The organism is Pseudomonas sp. UBA7530, from assembly GCF_002479365.1.
Taxonomy (GTDB): Bacteria; Pseudomonadota; Gammaproteobacteria; order Pseudomonadales; family Pseudomonadaceae; genus Aquipseudomonas.
In genome coordinates, this window is the sequence record NZ_DLMS01000001.1 from 905,460 (window position 1) to 922,655 (window position 17,196).

General features: G+C 62.4%; 13 protein-coding genes. 4 read left to right on the forward strand and 9 right to left on the reverse strand.

The features are described from left to right. Positions 1–4 precede the first annotated feature (4 nt). The 4 genes from topA to fadB all read right to left on the reverse strand — a co-directional run bounded on the left by topA (position 5) and on the right by fadB (position 6,389). The gene (gene topA, locus B2U07_RS04335) at positions 5–2,614 is read right to left on the reverse strand and encodes a type I DNA topoisomerase (RefSeq protein WP_275544578.1); all 2,610 of its coding nucleotides are present in this window, start codon (positions 2,612–2,614) and stop codon (positions 5–7) included. Positions 2,615–2,718: 104 nt separating this feature from the next. Continuing rightward, positions 2,719–2,961: a DUF1653 domain-containing protein gene (locus tag B2U07_RS04340; RefSeq protein ID WP_179590019.1), complete on the reverse strand. Its 243-nt coding sequence runs from the start codon at positions 2,959–2,961 to the stop codon at positions 2,719–2,721. A 74-nt stretch (positions 2,962–3,035) separates the two neighbouring features. Beyond that, positions 3,036–4,211 carry an acetyl-CoA C-acyltransferase FadA gene (gene fadA / locus B2U07_RS04345; RefSeq protein WP_197855949.1) on the reverse strand — a complete coding sequence of 392 codons (1,176 nt, stop codon included), beginning with the start codon at positions 4,209–4,211 and terminating at the stop codon, positions 3,036–3,038. 30 nt (positions 4,212–4,241) lie between these two features. Beyond that, the gene (gene fadB, locus B2U07_RS04350; RefSeq protein ID WP_275544577.1) at positions 4,242–6,389 is read right to left on the reverse strand and encodes a fatty acid oxidation complex subunit alpha FadB; all 2,148 of its coding nucleotides are present in this window, start codon (positions 6,387–6,389) and stop codon (positions 4,242–4,244) included. Positions 6,390–6,856: 467 nt separating this feature from the next. Here fadB and B2U07_RS04355 point away from each other — a divergent pair, with 467 nt between their 5' ends. Together B2U07_RS04355 and B2U07_RS04360 are read left to right on the forward strand one after the other, a co-directional pair. After that, entirely contained in the window at positions 6,857–7,678 is an 822-nt protein-coding gene (locus B2U07_RS04355) for a hypothetical protein (RefSeq protein WP_275544576.1), read from the forward strand. Positions 7,679–7,825: 147 nt separating this feature from the next. Then, positions 7,826–8,275, forward strand: coding sequence for a universal stress protein (locus B2U07_RS04360; protein WP_275544575.1), 450 nt, complete (start codon positions 7,826–7,828; stop codon positions 8,273–8,275). A gap of 236 nt (positions 8,276–8,511) precedes the next feature. On the opposite strand, the gene B2U07_RS04365 is transcribed toward B2U07_RS04360, so the two are convergent. Both B2U07_RS04365 and B2U07_RS04370 read right to left on the reverse strand, forming a co-directional pair. Continuing rightward, entirely contained in the window at positions 8,512–9,198 is a 687-nt protein-coding gene (locus B2U07_RS04365) for a DUF6901 family protein (protein WP_197855953.1), read from the reverse strand. A 17-nt stretch (positions 9,199–9,215) separates the two neighbouring features. Then, the gene (locus tag B2U07_RS04370) at positions 9,216–11,141 is read right to left on the reverse strand and encodes an ATP-binding cassette domain-containing protein (protein WP_275544574.1); all 1,926 of its coding nucleotides are present in this window, start codon (positions 11,139–11,141) and stop codon (positions 9,216–9,218) included. Positions 11,142–11,377: 236 nt separating this feature from the next. Here B2U07_RS04370 and B2U07_RS04375 point away from each other — a divergent pair, with 236 nt between their 5' ends. After that, the gene (locus B2U07_RS04375; RefSeq protein ID WP_275544573.1) at positions 11,378–13,306 is read left to right on the forward strand and encodes a transglycosylase SLT domain-containing protein; all 1,929 of its coding nucleotides are present in this window, start codon (positions 11,378–11,380) and stop codon (positions 13,304–13,306) included. 54 nt (positions 13,307–13,360) lie between these two features. Here B2U07_RS04375 and B2U07_RS04380 read toward each other — a convergent pair whose 3' ends face one another. From B2U07_RS04380 to yegS, 3 genes are all read right to left on the reverse strand, one after another. Further along, complete coding sequence (locus tag B2U07_RS04380) at positions 13,361–14,167, reverse strand: MOSC domain-containing protein (protein ID WP_275544572.1); 807 nt, start codon at positions 14,165–14,167, stop codon at positions 13,361–13,363. 139 nt (positions 14,168–14,306) lie between these two features. Then, on the reverse strand, positions 14,307–15,239 hold the full coding sequence (locus B2U07_RS04385) for a chemotaxis protein CheV (RefSeq protein WP_197855957.1): 933 nt from the start codon (positions 15,237–15,239) through the stop codon (positions 14,307–14,309). A gap of 91 nt (positions 15,240–15,330) precedes the next feature. After that, positions 15,331–16,248: a lipid kinase YegS gene (gene yegS / locus B2U07_RS04390; RefSeq protein WP_275544571.1), complete on the reverse strand. Its 918-nt coding sequence runs from the start codon at positions 16,246–16,248 to the stop codon at positions 15,331–15,333. Between the two features lie 176 nt (positions 16,249–16,424). On the opposite strand from yegS, the gene B2U07_RS04395 reads away from it, so the two are divergent. Then, the gene (locus tag B2U07_RS04395) at positions 16,425–17,123 is read left to right on the forward strand and encodes a pirin family protein (RefSeq protein ID WP_275544570.1); all 699 of its coding nucleotides are present in this window, start codon (positions 16,425–16,427) and stop codon (positions 17,121–17,123) included. Positions 17,124–17,196 lie beyond the last annotated feature (73 nt).

Here is a 17,196-nt window from a genome sequence, read left to right on the forward strand (position 1 = left end):
GGCCTTAGCGCTTGTCCTCGACCTTCCACTTACCGCCGTCGTAGAACGCACGCCAGCCGGTCGGCTTGCCGTCGACCTCGGACTGCACGTACTGCTCCTTGGTCTTGCGGCTATAGCGAATCACCGCCGGGCGACCATCCGGATCCTTTTGCGGGGCATCGCAGAGGAAGTGGTACTTGGGATCGATCTCGTGCTTGTGCGGGACGATCTCCAGCACCAATGGCGCGCGCGTCTCGCGATTCTTCGGGAACTGACTGGCGGCGAGGAACAGACCCGAGGCACCGTCGCGCAGCACGTAGGTGTCGTCCACCTTCTCGCACTTGAGCTCGGGCATCTCTACCTTGTCCATCTTCGGCGGCGCCGCCTCGCCATTCTTGAGCAGCTTGCGGGTGTTCTTGCAGCTTGGGTTGGTGCAACCGAAGAACTTGCCGAAACGGCCGGTCTTGAGCTGCATTTCGCTGCCGCACTTGTCGCACTCCAGGCTCGGGCCTTCATAGCCTTTGATGCGGTACTGGCCCTGCTCGATTTCGTAGCCGGTGCAGTCCGGGTTGTTACCGCAGATATGCAACTTGCGGGTTTCATCCAGCAGGTAGGCATCCATGGCCGTGGAGCAAATTGGGCAGCGATGCTTGCCGAGCAACACGCGGGACTCGGACTCACCCTCGTCGTCCGCGGCGATCTCGTCGCCCGGCACCAGGTTGATGGTGGCCTTGCAGCGCTCCTTCGGCGGCAGCGCATAGCCGGAGCAGCCGAGGAACACGCCAGTGGAGGCAGTACGGATCATCATCGGCCGGCCGCACTCGCGGCACGGGATGTCGGTCAGGGTCGGCTGGTTGGCACGCATGCCGCCCTCGCCAGCCTCGGCCGCTTCGAGCTTCTTCTTGAAGTCGCCGTAGAATTCGTCGAGCAGGTTCTTCCACTCGCGCCCACCCTGGGCCACATCGTCGAGATGCTCTTCCATGGTGGCGGTAAAGCTGTAATCCATCAGGTTGGCGAAGCTCTCGTCGAGACGCTCGGTGACGATGTCGCCCATCTTCTCGGCATAGAAGCGACGGTTGTGCACCGTGACGTAGCCACGATCCTGGATGGTGGAGATGATCGCCGCGTAAGTGGACGGGCGGCCGATGCCGCGCTTTTCCAGCTCCTTGACCAGGCTGGCTTCGGAGTAGCGTGCCGGTGGCTTGGTGAAGTGCTGGCTGGGGTCGAGCTGGATCAGCTTGAGGCCCTCGCCTTCCTTCATTTCCGGCAGGACGTCATCCTCGCCCGGCTTGCTCTGCTGCGGCAGTACACGGGTGTAACCGTCGAACTTGAGAATACGGCCCTTGGCGCGCAGCTCGAAATTGCCAGCGGCTACGGTGACGCTGGTGGACAGGTACTCGGCCGGCGGCATCTGGCAGGCCACGAACTGGCGCCAGATCAGGTCATACAAACGCTCGGCATCGCGCTCCATGCCCGACAGCTGGGTCGGGCGCAGGTTGACGTCGGACGGACGAATCGCCTCGTGCGCTTCCTGAGCGCCTTCCTTGCTCGAATACAGGTTGGGCTTGCCCGGCAGGTACTTGTCGCCGTACTCGCTGCCGATAAAGCCGCGCACCATCTCCACCGCGTCGTTGGACAGGTTGGTCGAGTCGGTACGCATATAAGTGATGTAGCCGGCCTCGTAGAGACGCTGGGCCATCATCATGGTCTTCTTCACCCCAAAGCCCAGGCGGTTGCTCGCTGCCTGCTGCAGGGTCGAGGTGATGAACGGCGCCGACGGCTTGCTGCTGGTCGGACGGTCCTCACGCTTGACCACGCTGTAGCTGGAAGCCTTGAGCTTCTCCAGCGCCGCCATGGCCTGCGCTTCATTGACCGGTTTGAAGGCCGCACCGTCTTCGCGCACCACCTCGAAGCGCACCTTGGCGTTCTTAGCGGTGCCCAGGTCGGCATGCACCTCCCAGTATTCTTCCGGCACGAAGGCGCGGATTTCTTTCTCGCGCGCCACCACCAGCTTCACCGCCACCGATTGCACGCGACCGGCAGACAGGCCGCGGGCGATCTTGGCCCACAACAGCGGCGAAACCATGTAGCCGACCACGCGGTCGAGGAAGCGGCGCGCCTGCTGCGCGTTGACGCGGTTGATGTCCAGCTCGCCGGGCCTGGAGAAGGCGTCCTGAATCGCCTTCTTGGTGATCTCGTTGAACACCACGCGCTTGTAGCGGCTGTCATCGCCGCCGATGGACTCGCGCAGGTGCCAGGCGATGGCTTCCCCTTCGCGGTCCAAGTCGGTTGCGAGATAGATGGTGTCGGCATCCTTGGCCAGGCGGCGCAGTTCTTCGATCACCTTTTCCTTGCCGGGCAGAATCTCGTACTTGGCCTTCCAGCCGTGCTCGGGATCGACGCCCATACGAGCGAACAGCTGACGCTTGGCCTTTTCCTTGGGCGACAGCGCAGGCGCTTCACCAGCGGCGGCCTTGCCACGCTTGGCCGGCTCCTTGGCGGCGCTTGCCGAGCCGCTGGTAGGCAGGTCACGGATATGGCCGATGCTCGACTTCACCACGTACTGGCTGCCCAGGTACTTGTTGATGGTCTTGGCCTTGGCCGGGGATTCCACGATGACCAGCGATTTGCCCATGGATCAGAAAATTCCTGAATTGCGAAATATAGAAGGCAGGGAGCCTTGAGGCCCCGCTATATATAGTGGCGACCAAGCGAAGGTCAAGCGCAGGGGCTGCGCAGTCAGACTTCCGAACTGCCGATAGGGCTGACTTCGGCCTGAATCAAAGCAAAGCGTGGAACGCGCTTGCCGTCCACCTCGATCTCTTCGCAGAACATGCTCAGCGGTCGTACCCACAAACCAAACTCGCCGTACAACGCCTGGTAGACCACTACCTCTTCCTCATTTTCGGAATGGCGTGCCACACCGAATACACGGTACTGCGGGCCTTTGTAGTGGCGATAGAGTCCTGGCTGCAACTGCATTGAGCGGTTCCCGAAATAAAAAGCCGTAAAAAGCAAAACCGGGGCACTGGGCCCCGGTTTCTGTCCACTGACGCTTAAATGCGTTCGAAGACGGTGGTGATGCCTTGGCCAAGGCCCACGCACATGGTGGAGACACCCAGGGTGCCGCCGTTTTGTTTCATGACGTTGAGCAGGGTACCGGAGATACGGGCCCCGGAACAACCGAAGGGGTGACCCAAGGCGATCGCGCCGCCGTGCAGGTTGACCTTCTCTTCCATCTTGTCGAGCAGTTTCAGATCCTTCAGCACAGGCAGGGCCTGGGCCGCGAAGGCTTCGTTGAGTTCGACGAAATCGATATCGGCCATGCTCAGACCAGCGCGCTTGAGCGCCTTCTGCGTGGACGGCACCGGGCCGTAACCCATGATCGCCGGATCGACACCAGCAACGGCCATCGCGCGAACCACGGCCATCGGGGCGATGCCCAGATCCTGAGCACGCTGGGCGCTCATGACGATCATGCAGGAAGCGCCGTCGGTGATCTGCGAGGAGGTACCTGCAGTCACGGTGCCGCCTTTCGGATTGAAGGCCGGCTTCAGCGCAGCCAGGCTTTCGACGGTGGTTTCCGGACGAATGGTTTCGTCGAAATCGTACATCTTCAGGAAACCGTTCTCGTCGTAGCCCTGCATCGGGATGATTTCATCCTTGAACTTGCCTTCGACGGTGGCCTTGTGCGCCAGGCGGTGCGAACGCTCACCGAAGGCGTCCTGCGCCTCACGGGTGATGCCGTGCATCTTGCCCAGCATTTCCGCGGTCAGGCCCATCATGCCGGACGCCTTGGCGGCGTACAGCGACAGGTGCGGGTTCGGGTCGACACCATGCATCATGCCGACGTGGCCCATGTGCTCCACACCGCCGACGACGAACACGTCGCCGTTGCCGGTCTGGATCGCCTGCACGGCGGTGTGCAGCGCGCTCATGGACGAGCCGCACAGACGGCTGACGGTCTGGCCGGCGCTGGTGTGCGGGATCTGGGTCATCAGCGACGCCATGCGCGCGATGTTCCAGCCCTGCTCCAGGGTCTGGTTGACGCAGCCCCAGATCACGTCCTCGACTTCTGCCGGGTCGATCTTGGCGTTGCGCTCCAGCACTTTGCTGATCAGGTGCGCGGACATGGTCTCGGCACGGGTGTTGCGGTGCATGCCACCCTTGGAACGACCCATCGGGGTACGACCGAAGTCGACGATCACTGCATCTCTAGGATTCAGGCTCATATATCTATTCTCGCTCTGTTCGCTGCACGATTAACCGAAGAACTTCTGGCCCTTGGCGGCCATTTCGCGAAGTTTTGCGGTCGGGTGGTACAGGGCGCCCAGCTCGGCATATTTGTCGGCCAGGGCGACGAATTCAGCAACACCGATCGAATCGATGTAGCGCAGCGCACCGCCACGGAAGGGAGGGAAGCCGATACCGTAGATCAGGCCCATGTCGGCCTCGGCTGCGGTGTCGACGATGCCGTCTTCCAGGCAACGAACGGTTTCCAGGCACAACGGGATCATCATGAAGTTGATGATGTCCTCGTCGGTCACTTCACGCTCTTCGACCACGATGGACTTGAGCAGCTCGTAGGCCTGCGGGTCGGTGACCTTCTTCGGCTTGCCGCGCTTGTCGGTCTCGTAGGCGTAGAAGCCCTTGCCATTCTTCTGACCCAGGCGATCCGCTTCGTACATCACGTCGACGGCGGTCTTGCCTTCCACGGCCATGCGGTCCGGGAAGCCTTCGGCCATCACGTCACGGCCGTGGTGGCCAGTGTCGATGCCGACCACGTCGGAGAGGTAAGCCGGGCCCATGGGCCAGCCGAACTTCTCCATCACCTTGTCGATGCGCACGAAGTCGACGCCGAAGCCCAGCAGCTTGGAGAAGCCGCCGAAGTACGGGAACAGCACGCGGTTGACCAGGAAGCCCGGGCAGTCGTTGACCACGATCGGGTTCTTGCCCATCTTCTTGGCGTAGGCAACGGTGGTGGCCACGGCCACTTCGCTGGACTTCTCGCCACGGATGACTTCCACCAGCGGCATCATGTGCACCGGGTTGAAGAAGTGCATGCCGACGAAGTTTTCCGGACGCTTGAGCGCCTGGGCCAGCAGGGAAATGGAGATGGTCGAGGTGTTGGAGGCCAGGATGGCATCCTCACGCACGACGGCTTCCACTTCGGCCAGCACGATCTGCTTGACCTTGGGGTTCTCGACCACGGCTTCGACGACGATGTCGACGTTGCCGAAATCACCGTAAGACATGGTCGGACGGATGGCGTTGAGCGCCTCGGCCATCTTCGCCGGGGTCATACGGCCCTTCTCGACGCGCTTGCCGAGCAGCTTGGAAGCCTCGTTCAAGCCCATCTGGATACCCTCTTCACGGATATCCTTCATCAGGATCGGGGTGCCCTTGGAGGCCGACTGGTAGGCGATACCGCCGCCCATGATGCCGGCACCGAGCACGGCTGCCAGTTTCACGTCACGCGCGATTTCGTCGTGGTGCTTGGCCTTCTTCTTCAGTTCCTGATCGTTCAGGAACAGGCCGATCAGACTCTCGGCGACCGAGGTCTTGGCCAGCTTGACGAAGCCGGCGGCCTCGACTTCCAGCGCCTTGTCACGGCCGAAGTTGGCAGCCTTCTGAATGGTCTTGATCGCCTCGACCGGAGCCGGGTAGTTCGGGCCGGCCTGGCCAGCGACGAAGCCCTTGGCGGTCTCGAAGCACATCATCTGCTCGATGGCGTTGAGCTTGAGTTTTTCCAGCTTGGGCTGACGCTTGGCCTTGTAGTCCAGCTCGCCGGAGATGGCGCGCTTGATCAGGTCCAGTGCGGCGTCCTTGAGCTTGGCAGGAGCGACCACGGCGTCGACGGCGCCGACTTTCAGCGCGTCATCAGCGCGATTCTCCTTGCCGGAGGCGATCCACTCGACGGCGTTGTCGGTACCGATCACACGCGGCAAACGCACGGTACCGCCAAAGCCCGGGTAGATACCCAGCTTGACTTCCGGCAGACCGATCTTGGCGCTCTCGCTCATTACGCGGTAGTCACCGGCCAGGCACATCTCGAAGCCGCCGCCCAGGGCGATGCCGTTGATGGCGACGACGGTCGGCACGGCGAGGTCTTCGAAATCACTGAAGATCTTGTTGGCTTCGAGGTTGCCGGCCACCAGTTCTTCGTCGGACAGTTTGAAGTTGTCGACGAACTCGGTGATATCGGCACCGACGATGAACACGTCCTTGCCACTGGTGACAATCACGCCCTTGATCGAACCGTCAGCCTTGATCGCGTCGACGGAGGCGCGCAGCTCGTTGAGGGTAAGACGGTTGAATTTGTTGACGGACTCACCCTTGAGGTCGAAATTCAATTCGACGATGCCGCTCTCAAGAGCCTTAACCGTGATGGCTTTACCTTCGTAAATCATCAACTGATCTCCACGGTATGGAAGCTGAACAGTACACATCGGAGCCAACCGGCAGGCCAGCTCACGGCACAGCCGTCGAGCATAGCTCCAATCGGTACGACACACCCACCGACGCGATATTCGGGCTGTAAACGGCGCGCCTGACCAGGCAAACGCTCAATTCATACGCCCGTTTGATTTGGGTGTGCACACCTTCGGGGAAAAGCCTGCACTTGTCAATTGGCCCGTTTTCGTCGTTTTCCCGACGAATTCTGCAGGCCCGGTCATTCGCGGGCTCCAGGCGATCTCGATAAATCGCGTCAATACCGCGCCATTGCGAGTGTTTTACCGGCCGTTACAGGTATGGCCAGGTGCCTAGCCAAACAATCAAGCTCCGGTTACAGTCGCCTCACTCGTAGCTGGCACAGGGCCAGTCGCGAGTAACAAAAAACAAATCGAGCCCCACGATGGGCCATACGGAGTCGCCCATGTCGAGCCGCCGTTCGCTTGTATTTCCCCTGAGCGCCCTGCTCGTTTTTCTCTTCACGTCACTCTCCCCTTCCTTGCTCAGCGCAGCGCCGGCCGATGATCTGCTGCGCCTGCATCAGTTGCGCCTGGCGACGCAAAAGAGCCTGGGCGACTTCTACATGTACAACGGCATGGAAGGCGACCAGCGCTACGCGCGGATGATTGGCGAGTCACTGCAGGAGGGCCAGGCGCACCTGGACGGCCTGGGCGAGATGCCTGGCGACGCAAGCAAGGCGCTCCGCACGCAGTTGCAAACCAACTGGCAAAGTTACCGCAGCGGTCTACAGGCACTGATGGAGGCCATGCGCAGCCAGGGTTTCACGGACCTGCAACCCGTCGCCGACCTGGCCGACAGCAATCAGCACATCATCGCCATTAGTCAGGAGCTGTATCAGAAGATTCAGCAAGAAAGCGGTTTCAGCGTCCCGCCACTCACGCAGAAGAGCCGCGAGCAAAGCCTGCTGATGCAAAACATCGCCCTGGACTATGCTTCCCGCAGTGCCTCGGTTGGCACCAGTTTCTTTGGCGGCGGCGAAGAGCGCGCCATCGATGAGCTGGTCGGCGAGTTCGCCAATCAACTCGACAACCTCAGCGCCGCCCAGCAGAACACCCCGCAGATCAGCGCTGCGCTGGGCTCAATCGAAACCAAGTGGCGTTACATCGAGAAATCCCTGCGCAACTACAACGAGAACACCGTACCGTTTTTGATCAGCAAGTATTCCGACAGCATCATCGAGGGCCTGGAAGGCGTTGCCGCCCAGTACGCTGCAGGCCAACACTGATGCCCATATTTCCGGCCTGCCTGGCCCAACCATTGCCCGGTGCTCACACCGGGCTTTTCTTTGCCTTTTCAAGACCAGTCGCTCTATCCCACACAATGGGGCCATACTTGAGACAGAGCCATTTGCTTCCTTAAGGAGGAGTTCACCATGCCCTACCAGCACATTCTGGTCGCCGTCGACCTGACCGAGGAATGCGACCCCGTAGTGGTCCGTGCACAGAAGCTGGCCCAGGCCAGTGGCGCCAAGATGTCCCTGGTGCATATCGTCGAACCGATGGCCATGGCCTTTGGCGGCGACGTGCCGATGGATCTGTCGATGCTGCAGCAACAGCAGTTCGAGCAGGCCCGCGAGCGCATGGACAGCTTCACCGGCAAGTACCCGGAACTCACCGCCGACCAGCGCCACCTGGCTTACGGGCAGCCGCGCCAGGAAATCCACCGCCTGGCCGAAGAACAGGGTTGCGACCTGATCGTGGTTGGCAGCCATGGGCGTCACGGCCTTGCGCTGCTGCTGGGCTCCACCGCCAATGACGTGCTGCACGGCGCGCCCTGCGATGTGCTCGCGGTGCGTCTGAAGAAAGGCGAAAAAGGCACTTGAAATCGCGTCGCGGCTGAAGCCCCTCCCACACAGTAGCTGCGTTGGCTTTGCCCGTGGGAGGCGCTTCAGCGGCGAGCTTTTTGGCTTCGGCCTTAGAGGGTGTTTACAAGATAGGCGAACGAAGGCAGGACAAGGCGAAAACGATCGAGAAAGCGGAGTTTACGTGCTGTAAATGAGCATTTCGAGATCGCTTTCAACGCAGTATTGCCAAGTGCAGCCATTTTGTAGACACCCTTTTACTCGAACGACTCGCCCGCGCTCATCACCAGCGGGCGGATCTTCTGCAGCTGGGTTTCCAGCGACACCGTCATGCTCGACGACATCGAGAAGAAGGTCAGGAAGGCCTTGAGGTTGGAGTCGCCTTCACAGGTGTCGTGAATACGCTGCCAGAAGGCCTGGTTGACCAGCTTGAGTTGCTGGAACAAGCGCACCAGCCCCTTTAGCTCCCAATCGGCCAGGCGCCCCTCGCGCATGTTGAAGTATTGCCGCGCCAGGTACAGCGACACCGCACGCAGGATGAACTCCTGGTTGTTGGCAAACGGCAGATGGTGCTGCGCCATGGGTTTCAGGCGCGCCAGCACCGGGCAGGCGCTGGTGGCCATGATCACTCCAAGCAGCGCCCGCAACCCCTCCTCCAGCCCGACATGCTTGGTGTACTCACGCTCTGGCGTGCGTACCCAGACACTGGCCTTCTTGAACGCCGGCAGACCATGGAAGTCCTCGATCACCCGCTGCAGATCGACCGCGGCCGGGCAGTGGCTGAACTGCTCGCGGCTGAGCGGGCAATTGCTGCACTGCTGATGCTCGAGGCGGGTCCAGGCAGGTGCCTGTTGCGCTTCAGTGGGGTCATATTCGCGATTCAGTTCGATCCGGTAGCTGAACTGATGATTGTCGTCGAGAGTGATGCGGTACTCGATGGCCATTGCCCGTCGTTCCTTCGTCAGCCTTCCAGCTCTGCCCAGCGCTCGAGCAGCGCGTCCATTTCCTTCTGCAAGCCCTCGAGACGCGCCAATACGTCCGTGGTGACCTGCACCGGCTGCTGATAGAAGGCTGGATCGGATACCTGCTCCTGCACAGCGGCCATTTCCTGCTCCAGGGCGTCGATCTGCCCGGGAATCGCCTCCAGCTCGCGCTGCAGCTTGTAGCTCAGTTTCTTCTTCGCCGGCTCGGCGCTCCCCTGCACCGGGGCCGCTGCCGCTGGGGCCGGCGCTTCGACGATGGCGGTGGCCAGCTCGGCCTTGCCGGACTTGCTTTCACCCACGCCAAGCAGACGCGGCGAGCCGCCCTGGCGCAGCCAGTCCTGATAGCCACCGACGTATTCGCGCACCTTGCCTTCACCCTCGAACACCAGGGTGCTGGTCACGACGTTATCGAGGAAGGCACGGTCGTGGCTGACCATCAGCACGGTGCCGGGGAAATTGAGCAGCACTTCTTCGAGCAGTTCCAGGGTTTCTACGTCCAGATCGTTGGTCGGTTCGTCCAGCACCAGAAGGTTGGCCGGCTTGCTGAACAACTTCGCCAGCAACAGTCGTGCCCGCTCGCCACCCGATAGCGCCTTGACCGGTGTACGGGCCCGTTGCGGGCTGAACAGGAAGTCGCCCAGGTAGCTCAGCACATGGCGGTTCTGGCCATCGATAGTGATGAAGTCGCGACCTTCGGCGACGTTGTCGATCACCGTCTTTTCCGGCTCGAGCTGGTGACGCAATTGGTCGAAATACGCCACTTCCAGTTTGGTGCCGACCTCGATGCTGCCGCTGCTCGGCTGCAGATCACCCAGCAGCAGCTTGAGCAGCGTGGTCTTGCCGGTACCGTTGGCGCCGAGCAGGCCGATACGGTCGCCGCGCTGCAGGACCATGGAGAAATCCTTGACCAGGAACGGGCCGCCGCTATGCGCGAAGCTGACGTTCTCCGCCACCATCACCTGCTTGCCGGACTTGTCCGCGGTCTCCAGCTGGATATTCGCCTTGCCCTGACGCTCGCGGCGCTCGGCACGCTCGGCGCGCATCGCCTTGAGCGCACGCACGCGGCCTTCGTTACGGGTGCGGCGGGCCTTGATGCCCTGACGAATCCACACCTCCTCCTGGGCCAGACGCTTGTCGAACAGCGCGTTGGCGGTTTCCTCGGCAGCGAGCTGCTGCTCCTTGTGCACCAGGAAGCTGGCGTAGTCGCCGTTCCAGTCGATCAGGCCGCCACGGTCCAGTTCGAGGATGCGTGTGGCCAGGTTCTGCAGGAAGGAACGGTCGTGGGTGATGAACAGCACGGCGCCGCCAAAATCCTTCAGTGCCTCTTCCAGCCAGGCGATGGCGCCGATGTCCAGGTGGTTGGTGGGCTCGTCGAGCAGCAGCAGATCCGGCTCGGACACCAGCGCCTGGGCCAGCAGCACGCGACGGCGCCAGCCACCGGAAAGCTCGGCCAGGGTCTTGTCCGCCGGCAACTGCAGGCGGCTCAGGGTGCTGTCGACCAGTTGCTGCAGGCGCCAGCCGTCTTTGGCTTCCAGCTCCTGCTGCACGTGCATCAGTTGCTCGAGGTCGTCATCGCCCTGGATGTTCTGCGCCAAGTGGTGATAGCGCGCCAGCAACTCGCCGACACCGGCCAGGCCTTCGGCGACCACGTCGAACACGGTACGCTCATCGGCGCGCGGCAGCTCCTGTGGCAACTCGCCGATCTTCAGCCCAGGTGCGCGCCAGATCTCGCCGTCGTCCGGCATCTGGTCGCCCTTGACCAGGCGCAGCATGCTCGACTTGCCGGTCCCGTTGCGGCCAATGATGCACACGCGCTCGCCCCGCGCGATCTGCCAGGACACTCCGTCCAGCAGGGGCATGGCGCCATAGGCGAGGGATACGTCGGCAAACTTGAGCAGGGTCATGGGCATCTCCAGAAACAGGCGGCGCATTCTACCCGAGTTGCCAGTCGGCTGTTGCCGTTTCCACCGAAGCGGCAGCCGTGGGATCAGCATTCCAGGTGGCGCACATACGCGCTTTTTTGCTGCATGTGTCGATCCCGCCCGGCGGCATTCACCGCGCCCCGATGAAAGGCTAAGCTAGAGGCATGCAACGATACGGACCGCGTTGTCCCACACCTCTGCTTGCCCCTGGAAATGCCATGCGCAGTCGCTTTCTCTCTTTAGTTTCATGTCTGATTCTTACCACCACCGGCATCGCCAGCGTCGAAGCCGCCAGCCTCGCCCAGCAACGCCAGTACTACGATGAGGCCAAACGCGCCCTGGCCAAGGGCGACAGCGGTCCTTATCGCCAGTACGCCAGCGCGCTGCGCGATTACCCGCTCACGCCTTATCTGGCTTATGACGAGCTGACCAATCGCCTCAAGTCGGCGAGCAACGCCGAGATCGAGAAATTCCTCGCCGAGCACGGCGACCTGCCCCAGGCCAACTGGATGAAGCTGCGCTGGTTGCGCTGGCTTGCCGAACGCGGCGACTGGAAGCCCTTCCTCGATCACTACGACCCGGACCTCAACTTCACCGAACTGGACTGTCTGTACGGCCAATACCAGCTGAGCCACGGTCTGACTGCAGAAGGCAATGCCACCGCCGAAAAGCTCTGGCTGGTGGGCAAGTCCCAACCCAATGCCTGCGACCCGCTGTTCGAGCGCTGGGCAGCCAATGGCCAACTCACCGAGCAGCGCCGCTGGCAGCGCACCAAGCTGGCGGTGGAAAGCGGCAACTACGGTCTGGCCAACTTCCTGATCAAGGGCATGCCGACGCTCGGCGAGCGCGGCAAGCTGATGGTCGAAGTGGCGCAGAAACCGCAATTGCTGAAGAACACCGCGCGCTTCGCCCCAGCCGATGACGCCATGAGCGACGTGGTCGGCTTCGGACTGCGCCGTCTGGCCCGGCAGAGCCCCGAAGACGCCCTGGCCCTGCTCGACGGCTATGCCCAGCGCATGAAGTTCTCCGCCGACGAGCAGGTCGCCATCGCCCGGCAGATCGGTCTGCGCCTGGCGCAACGCTTCGATCTGCGTGGTCTGCAGGTGATGGCCAAGTACGACCCACAGTTGCGTGACAACACCGTCAGCGAATGGCGTGCACGCCTGCTGCTGCGCCACGGCCGTTGGGAAGAGGCGTATCAGTTGACACAGAAGATGCCGTCCGACCTGGCCAGCAGCAACCGCTGGCGCTACTGGAACGCGCGCAGCCTGCAACTGGCGCAGCCCAACAGCCAGCAACCGGCGGTGCTGTTCCAGGCCCTGGCCAAGGAGCGTGATTTCTACGGCTTCATGGCAGCGGATCAGGTCAAGGCGCCGTACGCGCTGAATAACCAGCCGCTGGCGCTTGACCCCAAGGTCGTGCAGAAGGTGCGCAACACGCCCGGCATCAAGCGCGCCATGGAATTTCATGCGCGTGGCCAGATCGTCGACGGCCGCCGCGAGTGGTATCACGTCAGCCGCCGGTTCAGCCGCGACGAGCTGGTGGCCCAGGCGCGCCTGGCCTACGAAATGGAGTGGTACTTCCCGGCCATCCGTACCATCAGCCAGGCCCAGTACTGGGACGATCTGGAGGTACGCTTCCCCATGGCTCATCGCAACGAACTGGTCCGCGAAGCCAGACGCCGCGACCTGCATTCGAGCTGGGTGTTCGCCATCACCCGCCAGGAAAGCGCCTTCATGGCCGACGCCCGCTCCCACGCCGGCGCCATGGGCCTGATGCAACTGATGCCGGCCACCGCCAAGGAAACCGCGCGCAAGTTCGGCATCCCCCTGGCCTCACCGCAGCAGGCGCTCAACCCGGACACCAATATCCAGCTGGGTGCGGCTTATCTCAGCCAGGTGTACGGCCAGTTCAACGGCAACCGCGTGCTCGCCTCGGCCGCCTACAATGCCGGCCCGGGCCGGGTACGCCAGTGGCTGCGCGGCGCCAATCACCTGAGCTATGACGTCTGGGTGGAGAACATTCCGTTCGACGAAACCCGCCAGTACGTGCAGAACGTGCTGTCCTACTCGGTGATCTATGGCCAGAAGCTCGATGCGCCGCACCCGCTGGTGGCCTGGAACGAGCGTTTCTTCGACGATCAGTGAAGCCGGTGTAGGAGCGAATTTATTCGCGAATGAATTCGCTCCTACAAGACCGCGCTACTCCAGCACCTGCACCGTCATGCCCAACTGCAGCTCACCGACACCGCGCGGCAGCAAGTTCTGCCCGAAGAACACGTCACCCTCGCGTTCACGATAGGTCTTGAGCGTGGCCAGCGGTTCGCGCTGAGCGTTGCGCTCGCCGGTCTGCGGGTCGATGGTGGTGAGAATGCAGCGCGAGCAGCCCTTGACCACGTCGAATTCCACCTCGCCAATGCGGATACGCTTCCAGCTGTCTTCGGCGTAAGGCTCGCTGCCGGCAACCACTAGATTGGGGCGAAAGCGCAGCATCGAGAGCGGCTGGCCGACACGCTGGGACAGATCGTCCAGCGATGCCTGGCCGATCAGCAGCAGCGGGAAACCATCGGCGAAGGCCACGCGATCACCCGGCTTGGCATAGGCGGTATCGACCTGGCGGGTGCGCTCTTCGGGCACCTGCACCAGACGGCAGGCCTTGCCCAGCAAGGCGCTGAGCCACTCGGCAGCTTCATCGCCGGCATCCGGCACACGCAAGCTGTCGCGCCACAGGATGACGCCACGCAGATCCTGATCAGGGTCGGGCAGCGCCACGGAAATATCGTCGCGCCCCGGCGCGCTGAGGGTGAGGCCGCCACGCCCATCGTACAACGCGCTCAACTGGCTCATTTGCGGCAGCAGGCGCTGGCTGATGAAGCGGCCGTTGTCGGCGTCGACCAGCATCCAGCGCCGATCGCCATGCAGGCCAAGGCCATCGACCGCACTGCGCTGCAAGGTCTCGCCGCGGCCGGACTTGAGCGGGTAACGGTAAAGCCCCGAGAGACTCAGCATGGGTCAGCTTCCTGTTGGCAAAACGCCGTTATACGAGCTGACGGCCTCGCTCACAAGCACTGCGGGGCAATAACGACTGGCCGGCGTAGAGCGGGTCCGCCATCGGTGCCCGACGAACCTCCCCCGCCGCACACGTGCTCTAACGCGGCTCGTCGAGCTCCAGGCGCTGGCGGATCACGTCCACCAGCTTGTCCGGCTGGAACTTGGAGAGGAAATTGTCGCAACCGACCTTCTTCACCATCGCCTCGTTGAAGCTGCCGGACAGCGACGTGTGCAGCACCACGTAAAGATCCTTGAGGCGCGGATCATTGCGAATTTCACTGGTGAGGCGGTAGCCGTCCATTTCCGGCATCTCGGCGTCGGTGAAGATCATCAGCAGCTTGTCCGTCATCACTTCGCCAGTGTCCGCCCACTTCTTCAGCAGGTTGAGCGCTTTGAGGCCATCGCTGGCCATATGCAGGCGGATGCCCAACTGCGACAGGGTATCGCGCAACTGGCTGAGGGCGACGCTGGAGTCGTCCACCAGCAGCACTTCACGGCCACGGGCCTTTTCCAGCAGCGGGTCGGCGAGCTTTTCCTCGGAGACCTTGGTGCTCATCGGCACGATCTCGGCCAGCACCTTCTCCACGTCGATGACCTCGACGATCTGCTCGTCGACCTTGGTGATGGCGGTCAGGTAGTGCTGGCGGCCGGCACCGCCGGGCGGTGGCTGGATCGACTCCCAGTTGAGGTTGAGGATGCGATCCACGCTGCCGACCAGGAAGGCCTGCACCGAGCGATTGTATTCGGTGACGATGATGGTGCTGCGCTCATCCGGCACCAGCGGGCGCATGCCGATGGCCTGCGACAGGTCGATCACCGGCAGGGTCTGGCCACGCAGATTGACCACGCCGCAGACGAAGCGGTGGCGTTGCGGCATCAGCGTCAGCTTGGGCATCTGCAGGACTTCCTGCACCTTGAACACGTTGATGGCGAACAGCTGCCGGCCGGCCAGGCGGAACATGAGAATTTCCAGACGGTTTTCGCCGACCAGTTGCGTGCGTTGATCCACTGAATCGAGAATGCCGGCCATCATGCGCTCCAAGGTAATGAGGTGAGTCTAGTCTGCCGCTCGGGTTATCGGCGAACTGCCGGCAGACTGAAGCGTTGCTGGCGCGCAGCCATCATGCCTCAGCGCCAAGCGCATGGCCAGCGAGCAGCGGCGAATGCCCGGGCAGGTGCAGACGCAAGGCACCGGGTTGTGCAGTGAAGCGCAGCCGCTTGCTTTCCATCGGCTCGCCGTCGAGGTTCAGGTCCAATCCCTCCAGCGCCTCCACCTCCAGCCAGGGCAGCCGCGCGCTGATCGCAACGCTTTGCAAACCGTGCATGCCGCCAGTGAGCAGCGTGCCAAGAGTGCTCACCACGTCCTGCGCCGCCGGCACGATGCTGACGTCCAGCAGGCCATCATCGATGGTCGCTTCCGGGCAGAGCAGATGCCCGCCGCCCGCCTGACGGCCATTGCCGATACCGAGGGCGAGAAATTCGCCCTGCCATTCGAACTCCGGCCCATGAAAACGCCCCGCGGCGGCGCGCACTTGGGAAAAGCGACTGAGCCCGGTCAGCAGATAGGCGGCGCCACCGAGGACGTTCTTAAGCTCCTCCGAGGTATTGGCGGTGACATTGGAGCCGAAGCCGCCGGTGGCCATATTGAGAAAGGCGCGCTCGCCCGCCATGCCCACATCCACCGCCACCGGCTCCACTTCCAGCAGAGCCAGCGCCGCAGCTGGCGTCAGCGGCACGCCGGCGGCATGAGCAAAATCATTGGCCGTACCCAGTGGCAACAGCGCCAGGCTGGCTTCACTGCGTGCCTTGACCATGGCCTCGACCACATCGCGCAGGGTGCCGTCGCCGCCGCCAGCGATCAGGATCGGATAACCAGCCGCCAGCCCTTCGTGCACCAGACGCTCGGCATCGCCACCCTCCCAGGTCAGGCGCACCGCCAGATCCCAGCCACGCTCGCGCAGGCCGTTCACGGCCGCCCTCACCTCTTCGTTCAATGCCTGCTTGCCATGCAGGATCAACCAGGCCTTGCGCTCGCGCATTGCGGTGCTCCTTGAAAGGGGTAAACGAAAGCCTAGTGTGTGGCCCTCGGACAATTAATCTAATTTATAGATATAAAATCAATAAATATTGCGCTTTTAAATCGATCAATCAAAAAGGATCATTCATCCATCGACATCGCACGGGACTGACCTCGTGCATGACTGGAGGATTGACCATGATCGATGTACGTCCGTTCGAACAACTCGGTGGCGCTCACCACGGCTGGCTGAATGCCCGTCACCATTTTTCCTTCGCCGAATACTACGACGCCGAGCGCATGAACTGGGGTCGCCTGCGCGTCTGGAACGATGACGAGATCGCTCCGCACTCTGGCTTCCCGCCGCACCCGCACCGCGACATGGAGATCATCACCTACGTTCGCGAAGGGGCCATCAGCCATGAGGACAACCTGGGCAACAAAGGCCGTACCGAGGCCGGCGATGTGCAGGTGATGAGCGCCGGCACCGGCATCGCCCACAGCGAGTACAACCTGGAAGATGAGACCACCAAGATCTTCCAGATCTGGATTCAGCCGAACCAGGCCGGCCTGCCGCCCTCCTGGGGTGCCAAGCCTTTCCCTAAAGGCGACCGCTCCGGAGCCTTCGTCACCCTGGCCAGCGGTTACGAGGAAGATGTCGACGCCCTGCGCATCCGCACCGACGCACGCCTGGTAGCGGCCACGGTCAAGGCCGGACAAAGCGCCGAGTACGTGCTGCAGCCGGGTCGCAAGGCCTATCTGGTGGGCGCCACCGGCGCCTTCAGCGTCAACGGTGTGGCAGCCAAGGCACGTGACGGCGTCGCCGTTGCCGATGTCGAGGTGATCCGCGTCGAAGCGCAGGAAGACAGCGAAATCGTGCTGGTGGATGTCGCTTGAAGCACGCCCTAACGCCCTCCATTTGGAGGGCGACTGGTTTCTGTAGGAGGGGCTTTAGCCGCGACCTTGGTAT

What these genes read in the sequence shown, in the direction of transcription:
- yegS (WP_275544571.1), bottom strand. Translation starts at nt 16,248, where the DNA reads ATGCGCGAGCGCAAGGCCTGGTTGATCCTGCATGGCAAGCAGGCATTG.
- B2U07_RS04380 (WP_275544572.1), bottom strand. Translation starts at nt 14,167, where the DNA reads ATGCTGAGTCTCTCGGGGCTTTACCGTTACCCGCTCAAGTCCGGCCGC.
- B2U07_RS04360 (WP_275544575.1), top strand. Translation starts at nt 7,826, where the DNA reads ATGCCCTACCAGCACATTCTGGTCGCCGTCGACCTGACCGAGGAATGC.
- B2U07_RS04385 (WP_197855957.1), bottom strand. Translation starts at nt 15,239, where the DNA reads ATGGCCGGCATTCTCGATTCAGTGGATCAACGCACGCAACTGGTCGGC.
- fadA (WP_197855949.1), bottom strand. Translation starts at nt 4,211, where the DNA reads ATGAGCCTGAATCCTAGAGATGCAGTGATCGTCGACTTCGGTCGTACC.
- topA (WP_275544578.1), bottom strand. Translation starts at nt 2,614, where the DNA reads ATGGGCAAATCGCTGGTCATCGTGGAATCCCCGGCCAAGGCCAAGACC.
- B2U07_RS04395 (WP_275544570.1), top strand. Translation starts at nt 16,425, where the DNA reads ATGATCGATGTACGTCCGTTCGAACAACTCGGTGGCGCTCACCACGGC.
- B2U07_RS04375 (WP_275544573.1), top strand. Translation starts at nt 11,378, where the DNA reads ATGCGCAGTCGCTTTCTCTCTTTAGTTTCATGTCTGATTCTTACCACC.
- B2U07_RS04340 (WP_179590019.1), bottom strand. Translation starts at nt 2,961, where the DNA reads ATGCAGTTGCAGCCAGGACTCTATCGCCACTACAAAGGCCCGCAGTAC.
- B2U07_RS04370 (WP_275544574.1), bottom strand. Translation starts at nt 11,141, where the DNA reads ATGACCCTGCTCAAGTTTGCCGACGTATCCCTCGCCTATGGCGCCATG.
- fadB (WP_275544577.1), bottom strand. Translation starts at nt 6,389, where the DNA reads ATGATTTACGAAGGTAAAGCCATCACGGTTAAGGCTCTTGAGAGCGGC.
- B2U07_RS04365 (WP_197855953.1), bottom strand. Translation starts at nt 9,198, where the DNA reads ATGGCCATCGAGTACCGCATCACTCTCGACGACAATCATCAGTTCAGC.
- B2U07_RS04355 (WP_275544576.1), top strand. Translation starts at nt 6,857, where the DNA reads ATGTCGAGCCGCCGTTCGCTTGTATTTCCCCTGAGCGCCCTGCTCGTT.